Origin of the sequence: Plasticicumulans sp., assembly GCF_035331805.1 — a bacterium.
GTDB lineage: Bacteria > Pseudomonadota > Gammaproteobacteria > Competibacterales > Competibacteraceae > Plasticicumulans.
This window is the reverse complement of record NZ_DAOLKE010000061.1, coordinates 1-14799: the sequence shown is the minus strand read 5'-3', so window position 1 is coordinate 14799 and position 14799 is coordinate 1. Positions and strand designations below refer to the sequence as shown.

General features: G+C 71.7%; 15 protein-coding genes and 1 tRNA gene. 14 read left to right on the top strand and 2 right to left on the bottom strand.

The window, feature by feature from the left end; all coding sequences use genetic code 11:
* Positions 1-75 precede the first annotated feature (75 nt).
* From PKE44_RS06710 to PKE44_RS06700, 3 genes are all read left to right on the top strand, one after another.
* Positions 76-846, top strand: coding sequence for a glutaredoxin (locus PKE44_RS06710; protein ID WP_324549331.1), 771 nt, complete (start codon positions 76-78; stop codon positions 844-846).
* 237 nt (positions 847-1083) lie between these two features.
* A complete protein-coding gene (locus PKE44_RS06705; protein WP_324549329.1) occupies positions 1084-2871 on the top strand; it encodes an ATPase, T2SS/T4P/T4SS family in 1788 nt (595 codons plus the stop codon).
* A gap of 276 nt (positions 2872-3147) precedes the next feature.
* Complete coding sequence (locus PKE44_RS06700) at positions 3148-4098, top strand: metallophosphoesterase (protein WP_324549327.1); 951 nt, start codon at positions 3148-3150, stop codon at positions 4096-4098.
* Between the two features lie 12 nt (positions 4099-4110).
* Here PKE44_RS06700 and PKE44_RS06695 read toward each other — a convergent pair whose 3' ends face one another.
* Positions 4111-4593, bottom strand: coding sequence for a CDP-archaeol synthase (locus PKE44_RS06695; RefSeq protein WP_324549325.1), 483 nt, complete (start codon positions 4591-4593; stop codon positions 4111-4113).
* 220 nt (positions 4594-4813) lie between these two features.
* On the opposite strand from PKE44_RS06695, the gene PKE44_RS06690 reads away from it, so the two are divergent.
* The 11 genes from PKE44_RS06690 to PKE44_RS06640 all read left to right on the top strand — a co-directional run bounded on the left by PKE44_RS06690 (position 4814) and on the right by PKE44_RS06640 (position 13953).
* A tRNA-Gly gene (locus PKE44_RS06690) sits at positions 4814-4889 on the top strand.
* 145 nt (positions 4890-5034) lie between these two features.
* Complete coding sequence (locus tag PKE44_RS06685; RefSeq protein ID WP_324549323.1) at positions 5035-5817, top strand: alpha/beta fold hydrolase; 783 nt, start codon at positions 5035-5037, stop codon at positions 5815-5817.
* 7 nt (positions 5818-5824) lie between these two features.
* Positions 5825-6352, top strand: coding sequence for a gamma carbonic anhydrase family protein (locus tag PKE44_RS06680; RefSeq protein WP_324549321.1), 528 nt, complete (start codon positions 5825-5827; stop codon positions 6350-6352).
* Positions 6353-6459: 107 nt separating this feature from the next.
* On the top strand, positions 6460-7380 hold the full coding sequence (locus tag PKE44_RS06675; RefSeq protein ID WP_324549333.1) for an AAA family ATPase: 921 nt from the start codon (positions 6460-6462) through the stop codon (positions 7378-7380).
* Positions 7381-7383: 3 nt separating this feature from the next.
* A complete protein-coding gene (locus PKE44_RS06670) occupies positions 7384-8349 on the top strand; it encodes a DUF58 domain-containing protein (RefSeq protein WP_324549319.1) in 966 nt (321 codons plus the stop codon).
* Positions 8339-10315 (top strand): DUF3488 and transglutaminase-like domain-containing protein, encoded by a 1977-nt coding sequence (locus PKE44_RS06665; RefSeq protein ID WP_324549317.1) that lies wholly within the window; start codon positions 8339-8341, stop codon positions 10313-10315. Before PKE44_RS06670 ends, PKE44_RS06665 begins: the two co-directional genes overlap by 11 nt.
* 18 nt (positions 10316-10333) lie before the next feature.
* On the top strand, positions 10334-10921 hold the full coding sequence (locus PKE44_RS06660; protein WP_324549315.1) for an ACP phosphodiesterase: 588 nt from the start codon (positions 10334-10336) through the stop codon (positions 10919-10921).
* A 29-nt stretch (positions 10922-10950) separates the two neighbouring features.
* Positions 10951-11346, top strand: coding sequence for a hypothetical protein (locus tag PKE44_RS06655; RefSeq protein WP_324549313.1), 396 nt, complete (start codon positions 10951-10953; stop codon positions 11344-11346).
* The gene (locus PKE44_RS06650) at positions 11346-11987 is read left to right on the top strand and encodes a lysophospholipid acyltransferase family protein (protein ID WP_324549310.1); all 642 of its coding nucleotides are present in this window, start codon (positions 11346-11348) and stop codon (positions 11985-11987) included. The genes PKE44_RS06655 and PKE44_RS06650 overlap by 1 nt, the downstream gene beginning before the upstream one ends.
* 10 nt (positions 11988-11997) lie before the next feature.
* Entirely contained in the window at positions 11998-12954 is a 957-nt protein-coding gene (locus PKE44_RS06645) for a phosphatidate cytidylyltransferase (protein ID WP_324549307.1), read from the top strand.
* 81 nt (positions 12955-13035) lie between these two features.
* A complete protein-coding gene (locus PKE44_RS06640; RefSeq protein ID WP_324549305.1) occupies positions 13036-13953 on the top strand; it encodes an HDOD domain-containing protein in 918 nt (305 codons plus the stop codon).
* Between the two features lie 134 nt (positions 13954-14087).
* Here the strand turns inward: PKE44_RS06640 and PKE44_RS06635 are convergent.
* Positions 14088-14799 (bottom strand): DMT family transporter (locus tag PKE44_RS06635; protein ID WP_324549303.1); only part of this gene is annotated, 712 nt, incomplete at its 5' end.

The following is a 14799-nucleotide window of genomic DNA, read 5'->3' as shown; positions in this document are numbered from 1 at the left end:
CACCGCGGTCATCTTTGGACGGGCCTGCGCATCCCCGGCTCGTCCGATATCCGTTCCCCCCGACCGGAGCCCGCGATGACGACCGACTCTCAACACCCCCGCACGGCCGAGCTGTACCGCATGGTCATGAAGGAGCACCTCTGCCCCTTCGGCCTCAAGTCCCTCGATCTGCTGAAGCGCGAAGGCTATGCCGTCGACGACCACTGGCTGAGGACGCATCAGGAAACCGACGCCTTCATGGCCCGGCACGGCGTCGAGACGACGCCGCAGACCTTCATCGACGGCCAGCGCATCGGCGGCTACGACGACCTGCGCCGCTTCTTCGGCAAACCCCTCCGCGATCCGGACGCCGTCACCTACCAGCCGGTCATCGCGGTGTTCGGGATGGCGGCGCTGATGGCGCTGGCCGCCTGCCAGGCCGCGTTCGGCACCGTGCTCACGCGGCAGGCCGGGGAATGGTTCATCGCCTTCTCGATGTGCCTGCTCGCGATGCTGAAGCTGCGCGACCTCGAAAGCTTCTCGAACATGTTCCTCGGCTACGACCTGCTCGCGCAGCGCCGGGTGCGGTATGCGTACCTCTATCCGTTCGGCGAGGCGCTCGCCGGCGTGCTGATGATCGCCGGCGGCGCCGGACTCTGGCTGGCCGTGCCGGTCGCGTTCGTGATCGGCACGATCGGCGCGATCTCGGTGTTCAAGGCCGTCTATATCGACCGGCGCGAACTCAGATGCGCCTGCGTCGGCGGCGACAGCCACGTGCCGCTCGGCTTCGTGTCGCTGACCGAGGATCTGATGATGGTGGCGATGGCGGTGTGGATGGGGCTGAAGTATCTGTGGCCCCTGCTGTAAAGCCGGCGGGCGCGGGCCTCTGTCCGCACAAGTCCGCCCGCGTTGGCCTGCTGCATCTCCGGCTGCCTGCCGTGCTGCCCGTCCGGGTCCGGCGGTTTCGCATTTCTTGACCGGACCACCCATGCCACCACCGGCCGAAATCCTCTAAGGTGTCCGACCCCGCGCCGCAGGCCGGTGCGGGGACGGTGCCGGCGCTTCCGCCGCTGCGGCACCGGCAGCGACAGCGAGGCAGTGATCATGAAGGCATCCACGGCGCCGCGGCCGCAGGCCGGGCGCAGGCTCGGGCTCGAAGAGGTTCTGCGGCTGCTGGTCGAGGACGGCGAGATCAGCGAGGCGAGTGCGGCCGAACTGCGCAAGCAGCGCACGCGCAGCGCGAACAGCGCGCATCCGCTGGTGTTCATCGGCGAGCAGCGCCTGCCGAGCGCGCAGCAGCCGAAGCGCGTGCTCAGCACCGAGATGCTGACCGAATGGCTCGCCGGGCGCACCGGCTTCCCGTACTTCCACATCGACCCGCTGAAGATCGACGTGTCCAAGGTCTGCGGCGTCGTCTCGCACGCCTACGCCACGCGCTTCCACATCCTGCCGGTCGCGGTCAGCGACACCGCCGTCACCATCGCCACCGCCGAGCCCTTCGACCGCGAATGGCAGAGCGTGCTCGAACAGGGGCTGCGCCTGAACATCCGGCCGGTGATCGCCAATCCGGCCGACATCGTCCGCTATCTCGCCGAGTTCTACAGCCTCGCGCGCTCGGTGCAGTCGGCGATGAAATCGCCGCAGTCGCTGCCGAGCGCGATCACCAACTTCGAGCAGCTGGTCAAGCTCGGCGGCAAGCACGGCGTCGATGCCAACGACCGCGCCATCGTCCACATCGTCGACTGGCTGCTGCAGTACGCCTTCGAGCAGCGCGCCAGCGACATCCACATCGAGCCGCGCCGTGACGAATGCCTGGTGCGCTTTCGCATCGACGGCGCGCTGCACCTCGTCTATCAGGGGCCGATGACGGTGATGGTCGCGGCGATCAACCGCATCAAGCTGCTCGCGCGCATGGACGTGGTCGAGAAGCGCCGGCCGCAGGACGGGCGCATCAAGACCGGCACGCCGAACGGCGAGGAGATCGAGCTGCGCCTGTCGTCGATGCCGACCGCCTTCGGCGAGAAGCTGGTGCTGCGCATCTTCGATCCGAACGTGCTGCTGAAGAGCCGCGCCGAACTCGGCTTCTCGGACGAGGAAAACCGGCTCTGGAGCGGACTCGTGCACCGGCCGCACGGCATCGTGCTGGTCACCGGCCCGACCGGCTCGGGCAAGACCACGACGCTGTACTCGACGCTGCGCGAGCTGGCGACGCCCGAGGTCAACGTCTGCACGATCGAGGACCCGATCGAGATGGTGTACCCGTATCTGAATCAGATGCAGGTACAGCCGAATCTCGGCATCGACTTCGCGCTCGGCGTGCGCACGCTGATGCGTCAGGACCCGGACGTGATCATGGTCGGCGAGATCCGCGACCTCGAAACCGCCGAGATGGCGGTGCAGGCGGCGCTGACCGGGCATCTGGTGCTGTCGACGCTGCACACCAACGATGCGCCCGCGGCGGTCGTGCGCCTGATGGACCTCGGCGTGCCGCCCTACCTGATCCGCTCGACCGTGCTCGGCGTGGTCGCGCAGCGGCTGGTGCGCACCGTCTGTCCGCACTGCGCCGAACCCGAGCCGGTCGATGCCGCCGCCTGGGAAGCCCTGGTGCGGCCGTGGTCGGTGGCGATGCCGGCGCAGTCCATGCGCGGTGCCGGCTGCCTCGAATGCCGGATGACCGGCTTCCGCGGCCGCACCGGCCTGTACGAGATGCTGATGCTGAGTCCGGAGCTGGCCCTGCACGTCGATTCGCCGCTCGATCTGGACGCGATGCGCACGCAGGCGATCCGCGAGGGCATGCGGCCGCTGCGCATCGCCGGCGCGCTGAAGGTCGCCGCCGGCCTGACGACGATCGACGAGGTCGCCCGCAACACGCCGCCGGTCGGCAGGGGCTGAGGGCGCCGGCGGCGCTGTTGCGCGCTGGCAACGGATCGCTGCGATACAAGGCCCTTATCAACTTTTCATCATTGGTGCGCCGCCGCATGCCGGTGGCGGCTGCTTAAATGCGGACGGCGAATGAACGTCACGCGTGCGGGGCCGCGCGCACTGCAAAGCCTCTCTCCAGGGAAGGGGCAACAAACCGGGGAGTGACCGAACATGCCTGATTCCGCGATTCTCGCCGGCACCGGCGAACGGCGCGGCGCTGCCGTACCGATGGACCCCCCTGCTGCCATGCCCCCCGTCCGGCCCGATCCCGAACTCGCCGCACTCGCGGCCCGCCTGAGCCCGGTGCATCTGCGCCAGCGCCTGAACATGGAGGGCGCGCACGGCAAGGCCGTGTTCGGCTACGGCCGCACCTTCTTCCATCTCGAAAACTGGTATTCGATCCACGCGCTGATCCGCGGCGTGCTGAAGCTCGGCGGCCTCTACGGCCGGGGGCTGCGCAACGCGCTCGCGATCGCCGTGACCCGGCACGAGGCGCGGCTGCCGGCGCTGCCGGCGGCCTTCGACGGCCTGCGCGTGCTGCAGCTGTCCGACCTGCACCTCGATGCCTCCGAGGCCTTCGTGCACGCGCTGGCCGAGCGCGTGCGCGGCGTCGAGGCCGACCTGACCGTGCTCACCGGCGATTTCCGCTACCGCACGCACGGCGACTGGCGTCCGGCGCTCGAACGGCTCGAACGCCTGCGTCCGCAGCTGCCGGGCGAGGTCTACGCGATCCTCGGCAACCACGACACCGTGCGCATGGTGCCGCGCATCGAGTCGCTCGGCATCCGGCTGCTGATGAACGAGCACGTGACGCTGACGCGCGCCGACGCGCGCCTGCACCTCGCCGGCATCGATGATCCGCACTTCTTCGAGGCCGGCAACATCGAGCGCGCCGCCGACGGCATCCCGGCCGAGGACTGCGCGATCCTGCTGTCGCACTCGCCGGAAACCTGGTGGCAGGCCGCGCACGCCGGCTTCGACCTGCTGCTCGCCGGCCACACGCACGGCGGCCAGGTCTGCCTGCCCGGCGGCCTGCCGCTGATGCTGAACGCCGACTGCCCGCGCGCCTACTGCCGCGGTCCGTGGCGCTACCGCGACATGCTCGGCTACACCTCGACCGGGGCCGGTTCGTCGATCGTCGGCGTGCGCTACAACTGCCCGCCGGAGATCGTCGTGCACACGCTGCGCCGGGGCTGAGGCCGCTGCGCTTCAGTAGGGCTGGCGGCGGATGTGCAGCCGGTACAGCAGGCGCGACAGCAGCAGCTCCAGCACCACGAACGCCGCCACCAGCGCGGCGATGACCCAGCCATCGAGCGCCAGGGTCTCGCGCACCGCCAGCAGCGGCAGCAAGGCCTCCGGGACCTGATCGATGCCGAGGGCCTGCGCGCTCGATGCAAGGCCGAGCCGGCGCTTCAGAAAACTTGAAAGGAGATCGCCGAGCATGGCCGCTGCGCCGATCAGCAGGCCGATCTCCGCCGGCCAGCCGAGCAGCAGCGCAGCGAGCGTGCTGGCCAGCAGCGCCACGCCGAGGCCGCGCCAGGTCTTGCTCGGACCGAACAGCGGCCGGCCGTCGAGGAAGCTGCGGCCGCCGTCGATCGGGTGATCGCCGGCGGTATCGAGCACGCGCGTCGCCAGGACCGGCGCGCCGTTGGCGACGAACAGCAGGAACAGCAGCTGCAGGGCTTCGATCACGCAGGCTCCGGTGCACACGGGGACGGTCGGGCGATGCGCCGGAATGCGAGTGTCCGCGAGCTTCGCTGCCGATGCCAGTCGTGTACTTGCCATCGTTCAAATAAATGCAACGAAACCTTCATCCGGGGCTTGCCTGCCCGGGAGTGGCTCCGTAAGATGCGCGCCGTCGTCACCGACGACACCTGGACGACCCCGGAAGGGACGCTCCACAACGATTCATGCGGGAATAGCTCAGTTGGTAGAGCGCAACCTTGCCAAGGTTGAGGTCGCGAGTTCGAGCCTCGTTTCCCGCTCCAGATTTCACGAAAAACCCCGGTCCCGCGACCGGGGTTTTTTGTTGCGCACCGGTAACGATCGCGAGCGCGATCACGGCCCCGGCGCAGGCGGGCCGGGCTGTGCTTTCTGCTAGCATCCGGCGTTCCGGTACCACGGAGCGCGCTCATGACCGATCCGTCCGCCACACCGGTGCTGCCGGCCGCCGTCGTCCACGGTTGCGCCGCCGGTCCAGCGGTCCCCGACGTGCTGCTGATCCACGGCGCCGGCGGTGATCATCGCCACTTCCCGCCGGCCCTGACCGATCTGCCCGGTGTCCGGGTGCATGCACTCGACCTGCCCGGTCACGGCGCGGCCGAGGGGCGCTTTGCCGACAGCGTCGAGGTCTACGCCGATGCCGTCGCCGCCTACGTCGAATCCCGCGGGCTCGCGCGTGTCGTGCTCGCGGGGCACTCGATGGGCGGGGCGGTGGTGATGACGCTGGCGCTGCGCGCGCCGGCCTGGCTGCGGGCGCAGGTGCTGATCGGCACCGGCTCGCGGCTGAAGGTGCTGCCGCTGCTGTTCGACCTGATCGACGACGACTGGCCGGGCGCGGTCGCGACCATCGTCAGCGGCCTGTTCGGACCGGATGCCGATCCGGCGCAGGTCGAGGCCGTGCGCGGGCGCTATCTCGACGGCCCGCCGGCGCGGCTGCGCGCCGACCTGCGGGCCTGCACCCGCTTCGATATCGGCGAGCGGCTCGGCACGCTGCGCCTGCCGACGCTGGTGGTCTCGGGCGCGCTCGATGTCATGACGCCGCCGAAGTACGGCCGCGCGCTCGCCGCAGCGATCCCGGGCGCGCACCACGTCGAGATCGCCGGGGCCGGGCACATGCTCGCGCTCGAACGGCCGCAGGCGGTGCGCGCCGCCCTCACCGGATTCCTCACCACGCTCGATCACGCTCAGGAGTGATGCCGCCATGCGCTACCGGCTCGGGGATCGTCGCGTCGTCTGTCCCGCGGACGGCGACTGGTTCATCGCCGATGACGCACTGGTCATCGGCTCGGTGACGCTCGGCGTCGAGGCGAGCATCTGGTATCGCGCCGTCGTGCGCGGCGACAGCGAGCAGATCAGCATCGGCGCGCGCTCGAACGTGCAGGATGGCGCCGTGCTGCACGCCGATCCGGGCTTTCCGCTGACGATCGGGGCCGACGTGACGGTCGGGCATCTGGCGATGCTGCATGGCTGCACGATCGGCGACGGCACGCTGGTCGGCATCCAGAGCACGATCCTCAACGGCGCCGTGATCGGCGAGGGCTGCCTGATCGGCGCGCACACGCTGATCCCCGAGCGCAAGGTGATCCCGCCGCGCTCGCTGGTCATGGGCGTGCCGGGGCGCGTGATCCGGGAACTGGACGAGGCCGCCGTGGCCGGATTGCTGCGCTCCGCCGCGCATTACGTCGCCAATTTCCGCCGCCACCGCCTGGACCTGCAGGTCCAGGACTGAAAGCGCCCGCCCCACGGGCGCACGCGATCAGGAGAACCATGGAAAGAACCTTGGAAGCCGTGCAGGGAACCGCTGCCGCGCCGGCAACTGCGATCAGTACGGCCGCGCTGCGCGAGCGGCTCGATGCCATCATCCGCCAGCTCGGCAGCATCATCCTCGGCAAGGAGCCGGCGCTGCGCCTGGCGCTCGCCTGCCTGCTCGCGCGCGGCCACCTGCTGATCGAGGACCTGCCCGGCATGGGCAAGACCACGCTCGCGCAGGCGCTGGCGCGCACGCTCGGGCTCGAATACCGGCGCATCCAGTTCACCAGCGACATGCTGCCGGCCGACATCCTCGGCGCTTCGGTCTACGACCGCGAGCAGGGCGCCTTCGTGTTCCATCCGGGGCCGGTGTTCGCGCAGCTCGTGCTCGCCGACGAGATCAACCGCGCCTCGCCGAAGACGCAGAGCGCGCTGCTCGAAGCGATGGAGGAAGGTCAGGTCACCAGCGAGGGTCACACGCGGCGGCTGCCGCAGCCGTTCTTCGTGATCGCGACGCAGAACCCGGCGACCCAGCTCGGCACCTTCCCGCTGCCGGAATCGCAGCTCGATCGCTTCCTGCTGCGCGTGCGCCTCGGCTACCCGGATCCGAAGGCCGAGCGCGCGCTGCTCGCCGGCGAGGACCGCCGCCGCCTGCTCGACCGGCTGCCGGTGCTGATCGATCCGCCCGGGCTGCTGCTGCTGCAGGCGCGCGTCGAGCGCGTGCATGCCGCCGACGTGCTGCTCGATTACGTGCAGGCGCTGATCTCGGCGACCCGCCACGGCGGCCAGTTCGAGACCGGCCTGTCGCCGCGCGCCGGGCTGGCGCTGCTGCGGGTCGCGCGTGCCTGGGCGCTGCTCGCCGGGCGGGATCACGTGCTGCCCGAGGACGTGCAGGTGACGCTGCCGGCGCTCGCCGGGCATCGCCTGCGCCCCGGCGCGCAGAACGCCGGCGCGCGGGCCGACGAGCTGCTGCAGCGCCTGGTCAACTCGGTGCCGCTGCCGGTCTGATCGATGAGCGTCGAACCGCGCATCCTGCGCTGGCACCGTCGCCGGCATCCGCTGCTGCGCACCGCGCATCCGCTGACGCGGCGTTCGATCTACATCCTGCCGACGCGCACCGGCCTCGTGTTCGCCGCGGTGCTGCTGGCGATGCTCGGCTGGTCGATCAACTACAACGCCAGCCTCGGCTTTGCGCTGGTGTTCCTGCTCGGCACGATCGCGATCGAGGCGATGCGTCGCACGCACGACAACCTGCTCGGGCTGACCGTGCATCCGCCGCTGGCCGAGCCGGTGTTCGCCGGCGACACCGCTTTCATCCGCCTGCGTCTGGAGGCCCCGGCCGGCGAAATCCGCTACGGCGTGGTCGTGCGCACCGCCGCCGGCGTCGAGACCGGCGGCGATCTCGACGGACCGCTGGCCGCGCTCGACCTGCCGGTGCCGGCGCAGCGCCGCGGGCGGCTCGCGAGCGGGGCGCTGCGCGTGTCGACCTGCTTTCCGCTCGGACTGTTCACGGCCTGGACCTGGGTCGAGTTCCAGCCTTCCGGGCTGGTCTGGCCGCAGCCGGCCGGCGTGGCGCAGCTGCCGGCCGGCACGCACGGCAAGCCGCAGCAGCAGCCGGCGCGCACCGAGAGCGCCGGTGACGAGGACTTCGCCGGCCTGCGGCCCTGGCGGCGCGGCGATCCGGCCACGCACGTCGCGTGGAAGCCGTCGGCGCGCAGCGGCCAGCTGCAGGTCAAGCAGTTCAGCGCGCCGCCCGGCGGCGACGAGCTGATGCTCGATCTGGCGAGCGCGCCCGGCGACGGCATCGAGGCGCGGCTGTCGCAGCTGACGCTGTGGACGATCGAGGCCGACCGGGCCGATGTGCGCTTCGGCCTGCGCCTCGGCGCCACGGAACTCGCGCCGGCGCGCGGCAGCGCGCACCGCTTCGAGGTGCTGGAGCGCCTGGCGCTGTACGGGGAGGGCGCCGATGCGGCCTGAAGCCTGGACCCGCCCGGCACCCGGTGCCCGGCTCTACGGCCTGCCGGGGCTCGCGCTGCTCTGCGCGATGGCGCCGCATGTGACGGTCGTGCCGCTGTGGCTGGCGGCGGTGTTCATCGCCACCGGCCTCTGGCGGCTCGGCGCCGAGGCACGCGACTGGGCGCTGCCGAACCGCTGGCTGCTGGCGGCGGCGACCGTCGCGCTGTGCGGCGCGATCGGCTGGCAGTACCGCACGCTGTTCGGGCGCGAGGCCGGCGTCGCGCTGCTGTACGCGATGACCTCGCTGAAGCTGCTCGAATGGCGTGTGCACGGCGGGCAGCGCGATGCGCTGGTGCTGATGCTGCTCGGCTATCTGCTGGTCATGGCGCGCATGCTCTATGACCAGGGCCCGGTGACGGCGCTGTGGGCGCTGGCGAGCGTCGCGCTGACGCTGGCTGCGCAGGTGCGCGTCGCGAGCGACGGCGGCGGACCGCCGGTGGCGGCCGTCGCGCGGCTGGTCGGCGGTCTGCTCGCGCGTGCCGTACCGCTGGCGCTGGTGCTGTTCGTGCTGTTCCCGCGCGTGCCGGGGCCGCTTTGGAGCCTGCCGCAGGATGCCGCCGCCCGCACCGGCGTCGGCGAGGACATGTCACCGGGCACGATCGCCGAGCTGAGCCGCTCCGATGCCGTCGCCTTCCGCGTGCGCTTCACCGGCGGCCTGCCGGCTGCGGATCGTCGCTACTGGCGCGGGCCGGTGCTCGATCGCTACGACGGCCGCACCTGGCGCATGAGCGAGGAACTGCCGGGCGAGCACTTTCCGCAGACCGAAGCCAGCCAGGCGCTGAGCTACGTGGTCACGCTCGAACCGAGCGGCCGGCGCTGGCTGTACGCGCTCGACCTGCCGGACTCGCTGCCGGCGCAGACCGGCGTCACCGCCTCCGGCATGCTGATGCGGCGCAGCGCCGTGACCGAGGTCGTGCGCTACGAGCAGCGCTCGGTGCTCGAATACCGCACCGGGCCGCTGACGAGCTGGGAGCGCAGCCGCGCGCTGCGCCTGCCGTCGACGGCCGCGCCGCGCGCGCAGGCCCTGGGGCGCGAGTGGCGCACGCGTTTCGCCGATCCGGCCGAGCGCGTGCAGGCGGCGCTGACGATGTTCCGGCGCGAGCCCTTCCGCTACACGCTGTCGCCGCCGCTGACGCCGACCGATGCAGTCGATGAATTCCTGTTCGATACCCGCGCCGGCTTCTGCGAACACTACGCCGGCGCCTTCGTGGCGCTGATGCGTGCCGCCGAGGTGCCGGCGCGCGTGGTCACCGGCTATCTCGGCGGCGAGCCCTCGCCGGGCGGCGATTACTTCATCGTCCGCCAGTCCGACGCCCACGCCTGGGCCGAGGTCTGGCTGGAGGGCCGCGGCTGGACGCGCATCGACCCGACCGCGGCGATCGCGCCCGAGCGCGTCGAGCGCGGCACGGCCTCGGCGATCCCGGACCCCGACAGCCTGTCGCTGCTGTCGCGCCGCGGCGAGAGCTGGGTCGCGATCGCGCTGCTCAAGCTCGATGCGCTCGAATATGCGTGGAACGAATGGGTGCTCGCCTACGGTCCCGAACGTCAGCGCGAGCTGCTCGGCTGGCTGCTCGGCTGGCGCGACATCGACTGGCGCGGCCTGATCCTGCTGCTGGTCTCGGCGCTCGCCATCGTCGGACTCGCGCTCGCCCTGCTGAACCGGCGCAGCCGCCGGCAGGGCCGCGATCCGCTCGGGCGCAGCTATGCGCGCTTCTGCGCGCGCCTGGCCGCGATCGGCCTGGCGCGGCAGGCCAGCGAGGGGCCGCTGTCCTATCGCGCACGCATCGCCCGGCTGCGCCCGGATCTCGCCGATGCCACCGGGCAGATCCTCGTGCGCTACGCCGAACTGCGCTTCGGCGAGCATCCGGACCCGCAGCGCCTGCGCGAGCTGAACGCGCAGTTGCGCCGCTTCCGGCCGCGCGCCTGAAGCCCGTGCGGGCGGCCCGTGAACTGGCTCGCACATTTCTATCTGGCCGGTCCCGACCCGCACGCACGGGTCGGCGCGATGCTCGGCGACTTCCACCGCGGGCCGGTCGAAACCCTCGCCGATGCGCGCTGGCGGGCGGCGGTGCGCGAACACCGGGCGATCGATGTCTGGACCGATGCGCATCCGCTCGTATGCGCGAGCCGGGCCCGGCTGCCGGCGCCGCTGCGCCGCTACGGCGGCATCATCATCGACGTGGCCTACGACCACTGCCTGGCCCGGGACTGGGCGAACTGGTCCGCACAGTCGCTGCCGGCCTTCGTCGGGGCGGTACACGCGGCCTTGCGCGCGGATTATGATCGTCTGCCGCCCCGCATGCAGCGCAGCATCGACCATCTGCTGCAGGGCCGGACACTGCTTTCGTACCGCGAACCCGCCGGCGTCGCCCGGGCCCTGGCCGGCATCGCCACGCGCCTGAGCCGCCCGTCGCCGCTGGCGGCGGCCGGGCCGGCGGTGACGGCGCTGCTGCCGGACTGGGCCGGGGATTTCGCAGTCTTCTTTCCGGAGCTGGTCGCCTTCGTCGCGAACCGCACCGATGCAGGGCTCTGAAACAGGATCCGGATCAGGATTTGAATCTCATGAATCCCATGAAGCGCATGCTGCCTGCCCTGCTGCTCGTCGCCGTCACGCCCCTCGCCGGTGCCGGCGCCCTCGACGGCGAATACCGCGGACGCGCCGACGGCGAACGCCATCTCGACCTGAGCGAGCACGACGACGGCCAGGTCAGCGTGACGATGAGCCTCGACATCCCGCGCACCGAAGGCGGCCGCTGCCGCGGCGAGTTCGTCGCGCACGGTCTGCGCGACGGCCGCACGATCACCGTCGAGCCTGCGACCGGCAAGGAAGCCTGCCGCATCGTCATCGGCGTGCAGGCCGGCCAGGCCAGCATCAGCGAACAGGGCGAGGGCTGCGCGACGCTGCGCGACGCCGACTGCAGCTTCAGCGGCACGCTGGACCGCATCCGGGCCCGCTGATGCGCAGGCTCGCACGCCGTGGTGCGGCGCTGCTCCTGGTCGGACTCTGCCGCGGCCTGACCGGCGTGCGTGCGCTGTGGCTCGGCAGCCTGCCGGCTGCGGGCGCGCGCGTGTACTTCGCCAATCACGCGAGCCACCTCGACGGCCTGGTGATCTGGGCGGCGCTGCCGCCGGCGCTGCGCACCCGCACGCATCCGGTCGCCGCGCGCGATTACTGGGATGCGACGCCGCTGCGCCGCTGGCTGGCGCTGCAGGTGTTCGGTGCGGTGCTGATCGACCGCCAGCCGGCCACGGCTGCCGGCGAAGCCGATGCTGCCCGGGCCGACGTGCTGGCACCGCTGCTCGCGGTGCTCGAACGCGGCGAGGCGCTGATCCTGTTCCCCGAGGGCACGCGCGGCGACGGCGAGACCGTGCAGCCCTTCCGCTCCGGACTCTGGCAGCTCGCGCAGCGCTGCCCGCGTGCCGAGCTGATCCCGGTCCACCTCGAAAACCTCAACCGCGTGCTGCCGAAGGGCTCGATGCTGCCGGTGCCGCTGCTGTGCGCGGCGCGCTTCGGCGCGCGCTTCCTGCCGGTCGATGGCGAGACACGGGCCGATTACCTCGAACGCGCGCGCCAGGCCGTGCTGGCGCTGGCCCGGTGAACCCGAACCCATGAATCCGCTGACCTGGTACGACGCCCCGGTGCGCGCGCTGCTCGGCGGCGTGTTCGTGCTGCTCGTGATCGCGAGCCTGATCGGCCGCGGGCTGGCGCGCCGGCCGCAGGATGGCGCCGGCCGCGCGACCATCGAGAACCTCAACGCCCGCATCCGCGCCTGGTGGCTGATGTGCGCACTGGTCGCAGGGGCGCTCGCCGGCGGCCTGAGCGGTGCGGTGCTGCTGTTCGGGGCCATCTCGTTTCTGGCGCTGCGCGAGTTCGTGACGCTGACGCCGACGCGCCGCGCCGATCACGAGCCGCTGTTCTGGGCCTTCTTCGTATTCCTGCCGCTGCAGTACTGGCTGGTCGGCACCGGCTGGTACGGCATGTTCACGATCCTGATCCCGGTCTACGGCTTCCTGTTCCTGCCGCTGCGCAGCGCGCTCAATGCCGACGCCCAGGGTTTTCTGGCGCGCACGGCGCGCACGCAGTGGGCGCTGATGGTCTGCGTGTACTGCGTCAGCCACGCTCCGGCGCTGCTGACGCTCGAGCTGCCGGGCTTCGACGGCAGCCGGATCGCGCTGCTGCTCTGGCTGCTGCTGGTCGTGCAGCTGTCGGACGTGCTGCAGTACGTCTGGGGCAAGCTCGCCGGCCGGCGGCCGATCGTGCCGCGGCTTTCGCCGAACAAGACCGTCGAGGGCTTCGCCGGCGGCATCGGCTCGGCGAGCCTGATCGGCACGCTGCTCGCACCGGTGACGCCGTTCACGCACGGGCAGGCCTTCGGCATCGCGCTGCTCGTCTGCCTGCTCGGCTTCGCCGGCGGGCTGGTGATGTCGGCGATCAAGCGCGATGCCGGCATCAAGGACTTCGGGGCGATGATCGAGGGCCACGGCGGCGTGCTCGATCGCATCGATTCACTGTGCTTTTCCGCGCCGGTGTTCTTTCACGTCGTACGCTATTTCTGGTCGCCCTGAGCCCCGGCTCTGCGCGGCGACCGGTCCCGGCCGTCCCCAGCGGCCGGCCCTGCCAGCGGACCAACCAGGCCCCGCGATCCGATGGACAGAACCCTCGAAACCCGTCTGCGTCAGGCCGGTGCGCTCGCCAGCCTGCCGAACGTGGCGATGCGCGTCGTCGCCCTTGCCCACGATCCCGATGTCGAGGCCGAGCCGCTGCTCGACGAGATCCAGCACGACCCGCCGATGACGGCGCGCGTGCTGCGCGCTGCAAACTCGGTGCTCTACAACCATCCGCGCCGCATCACCAACCTGCGCCAGGCGCTGGTGGTCATGGGCACCAAGGGCATCACGCACGTCGCGCTCGGCTTCTCGCTGCGCGGCCTGATGCAGCCGGCCGGCACCAGTCCGGATTTCTGGCGACGCTCGGTGTATGCGGCGCTGGTCGGGCGCGAACTCGCGCATCGCCTCGCGCCGCTCGCAGTCGAGGACGTGTTCGTCGCCGCGCTGCTGCAGGACCTCGGCATCCTCGCGCTCGAACAGGCGCTGCCCGCCGACTACGCGCGCATCGTCGCCGGCTGCGACGGCCATGCCGCCCGCGCCGCCGCCGAACGTGCGGCGCTCGGCACCGACCACGCCGAGGTCGGCGCCTGGCTGCTCGGCCAGTGGGGGTTGCCGGAACTCCTGATCGAGGCCGTGGCGCGCTCGCACGACCCGCGCGGCGTGGCGCCGGCGCGGCGCACGCTGGTGCACTGCGTCGCCGCCTCGGGCGTCATCGCCGATCTGTGGCTGGATGCCGATCACGAGGCCGCCACCGAACGCGCCTGGCTCGCGGGCGATGTCTGGCTCGGGCTCGACACCGAGGTGCTCTCCGGCGTGCTGGAGACCGTCGACCGGCGCCTGCCGGACATGATGGCGCTGTTCGATCTCGAAGCCGTCGATCCGGCCCAGCTCGATGCCGTGCTCGCCGCCGCCCGCGAACTGCTGCCGCATTACGCCGTGTCGCACGGCGGCCGCTGAGGCCGGCGCGGCTGCGACGCGGCAGCCGCTTCATACCCCTCACATCTGAACATCCGATCTTTTCAGCCCCTCCCCACTCGCGGGGGAGGGGTTGGGGAGAGGGGGATCAACAACGCATTCACGTGTGATCGGTATCAGCCGCCCGCCGGCCGGCCGCCGCCGGCCAGACCCTGCGCGAGCAGCATGCCGGCGAGCATCAGCGTGCAGCCGGCGAGCGCGCGCGCATCGAGTCCCTCGCCGAGCCACCACCAGCCGGCCAGCGCCGCGAACACGGCTTCGAGGCTCATCAGCAGCGCCGCGTGCGCGGCCGGCGCGTCCTGCTGCGCGATGACCTGCAGCGTGTAGCCGGTGCCGACCGACAGCAGCCCGCCCCAGGCGATGGCCGGCGCCGCGGCGACGATGCCGGCCCATTCGATCGGCTCGAACAGCAGCGCCGCGATCAGGCTCGCCGCCGCGCAGGCGAAGAACTGCCGGCAGGCGAGGCGCAGCGCGTGCGTGCGCGGCGCCAGCGCATCGATCAGCAGCACGTGCACGGCCCAGCACAGCGCGCCGGCGAGCTGCAGCCAGTCGCCGGCGGCGACCGTGAAGTCACCGCGCACGCTGAGCAGGAACAACCCGATCACCGCGAGTCCGGCCCCGATCCACACCACTGCCGGCGCCCGCTGGCCGGTCAGCAGGCCGAGCAGCGGCACCAGCACCACGTACAGGCCGGTGATGAAGCCGGCATTGGCGATCGAGGTGTACTGCAAGCCGATCTGCTGCAGCGTCACGCCCCCGAACAGCACCAGCCCGGCGAGCAGGGCCGCCCCGAGCGCGGCGCGCGGCGCCAGCGGCCGCGCCGAGGGC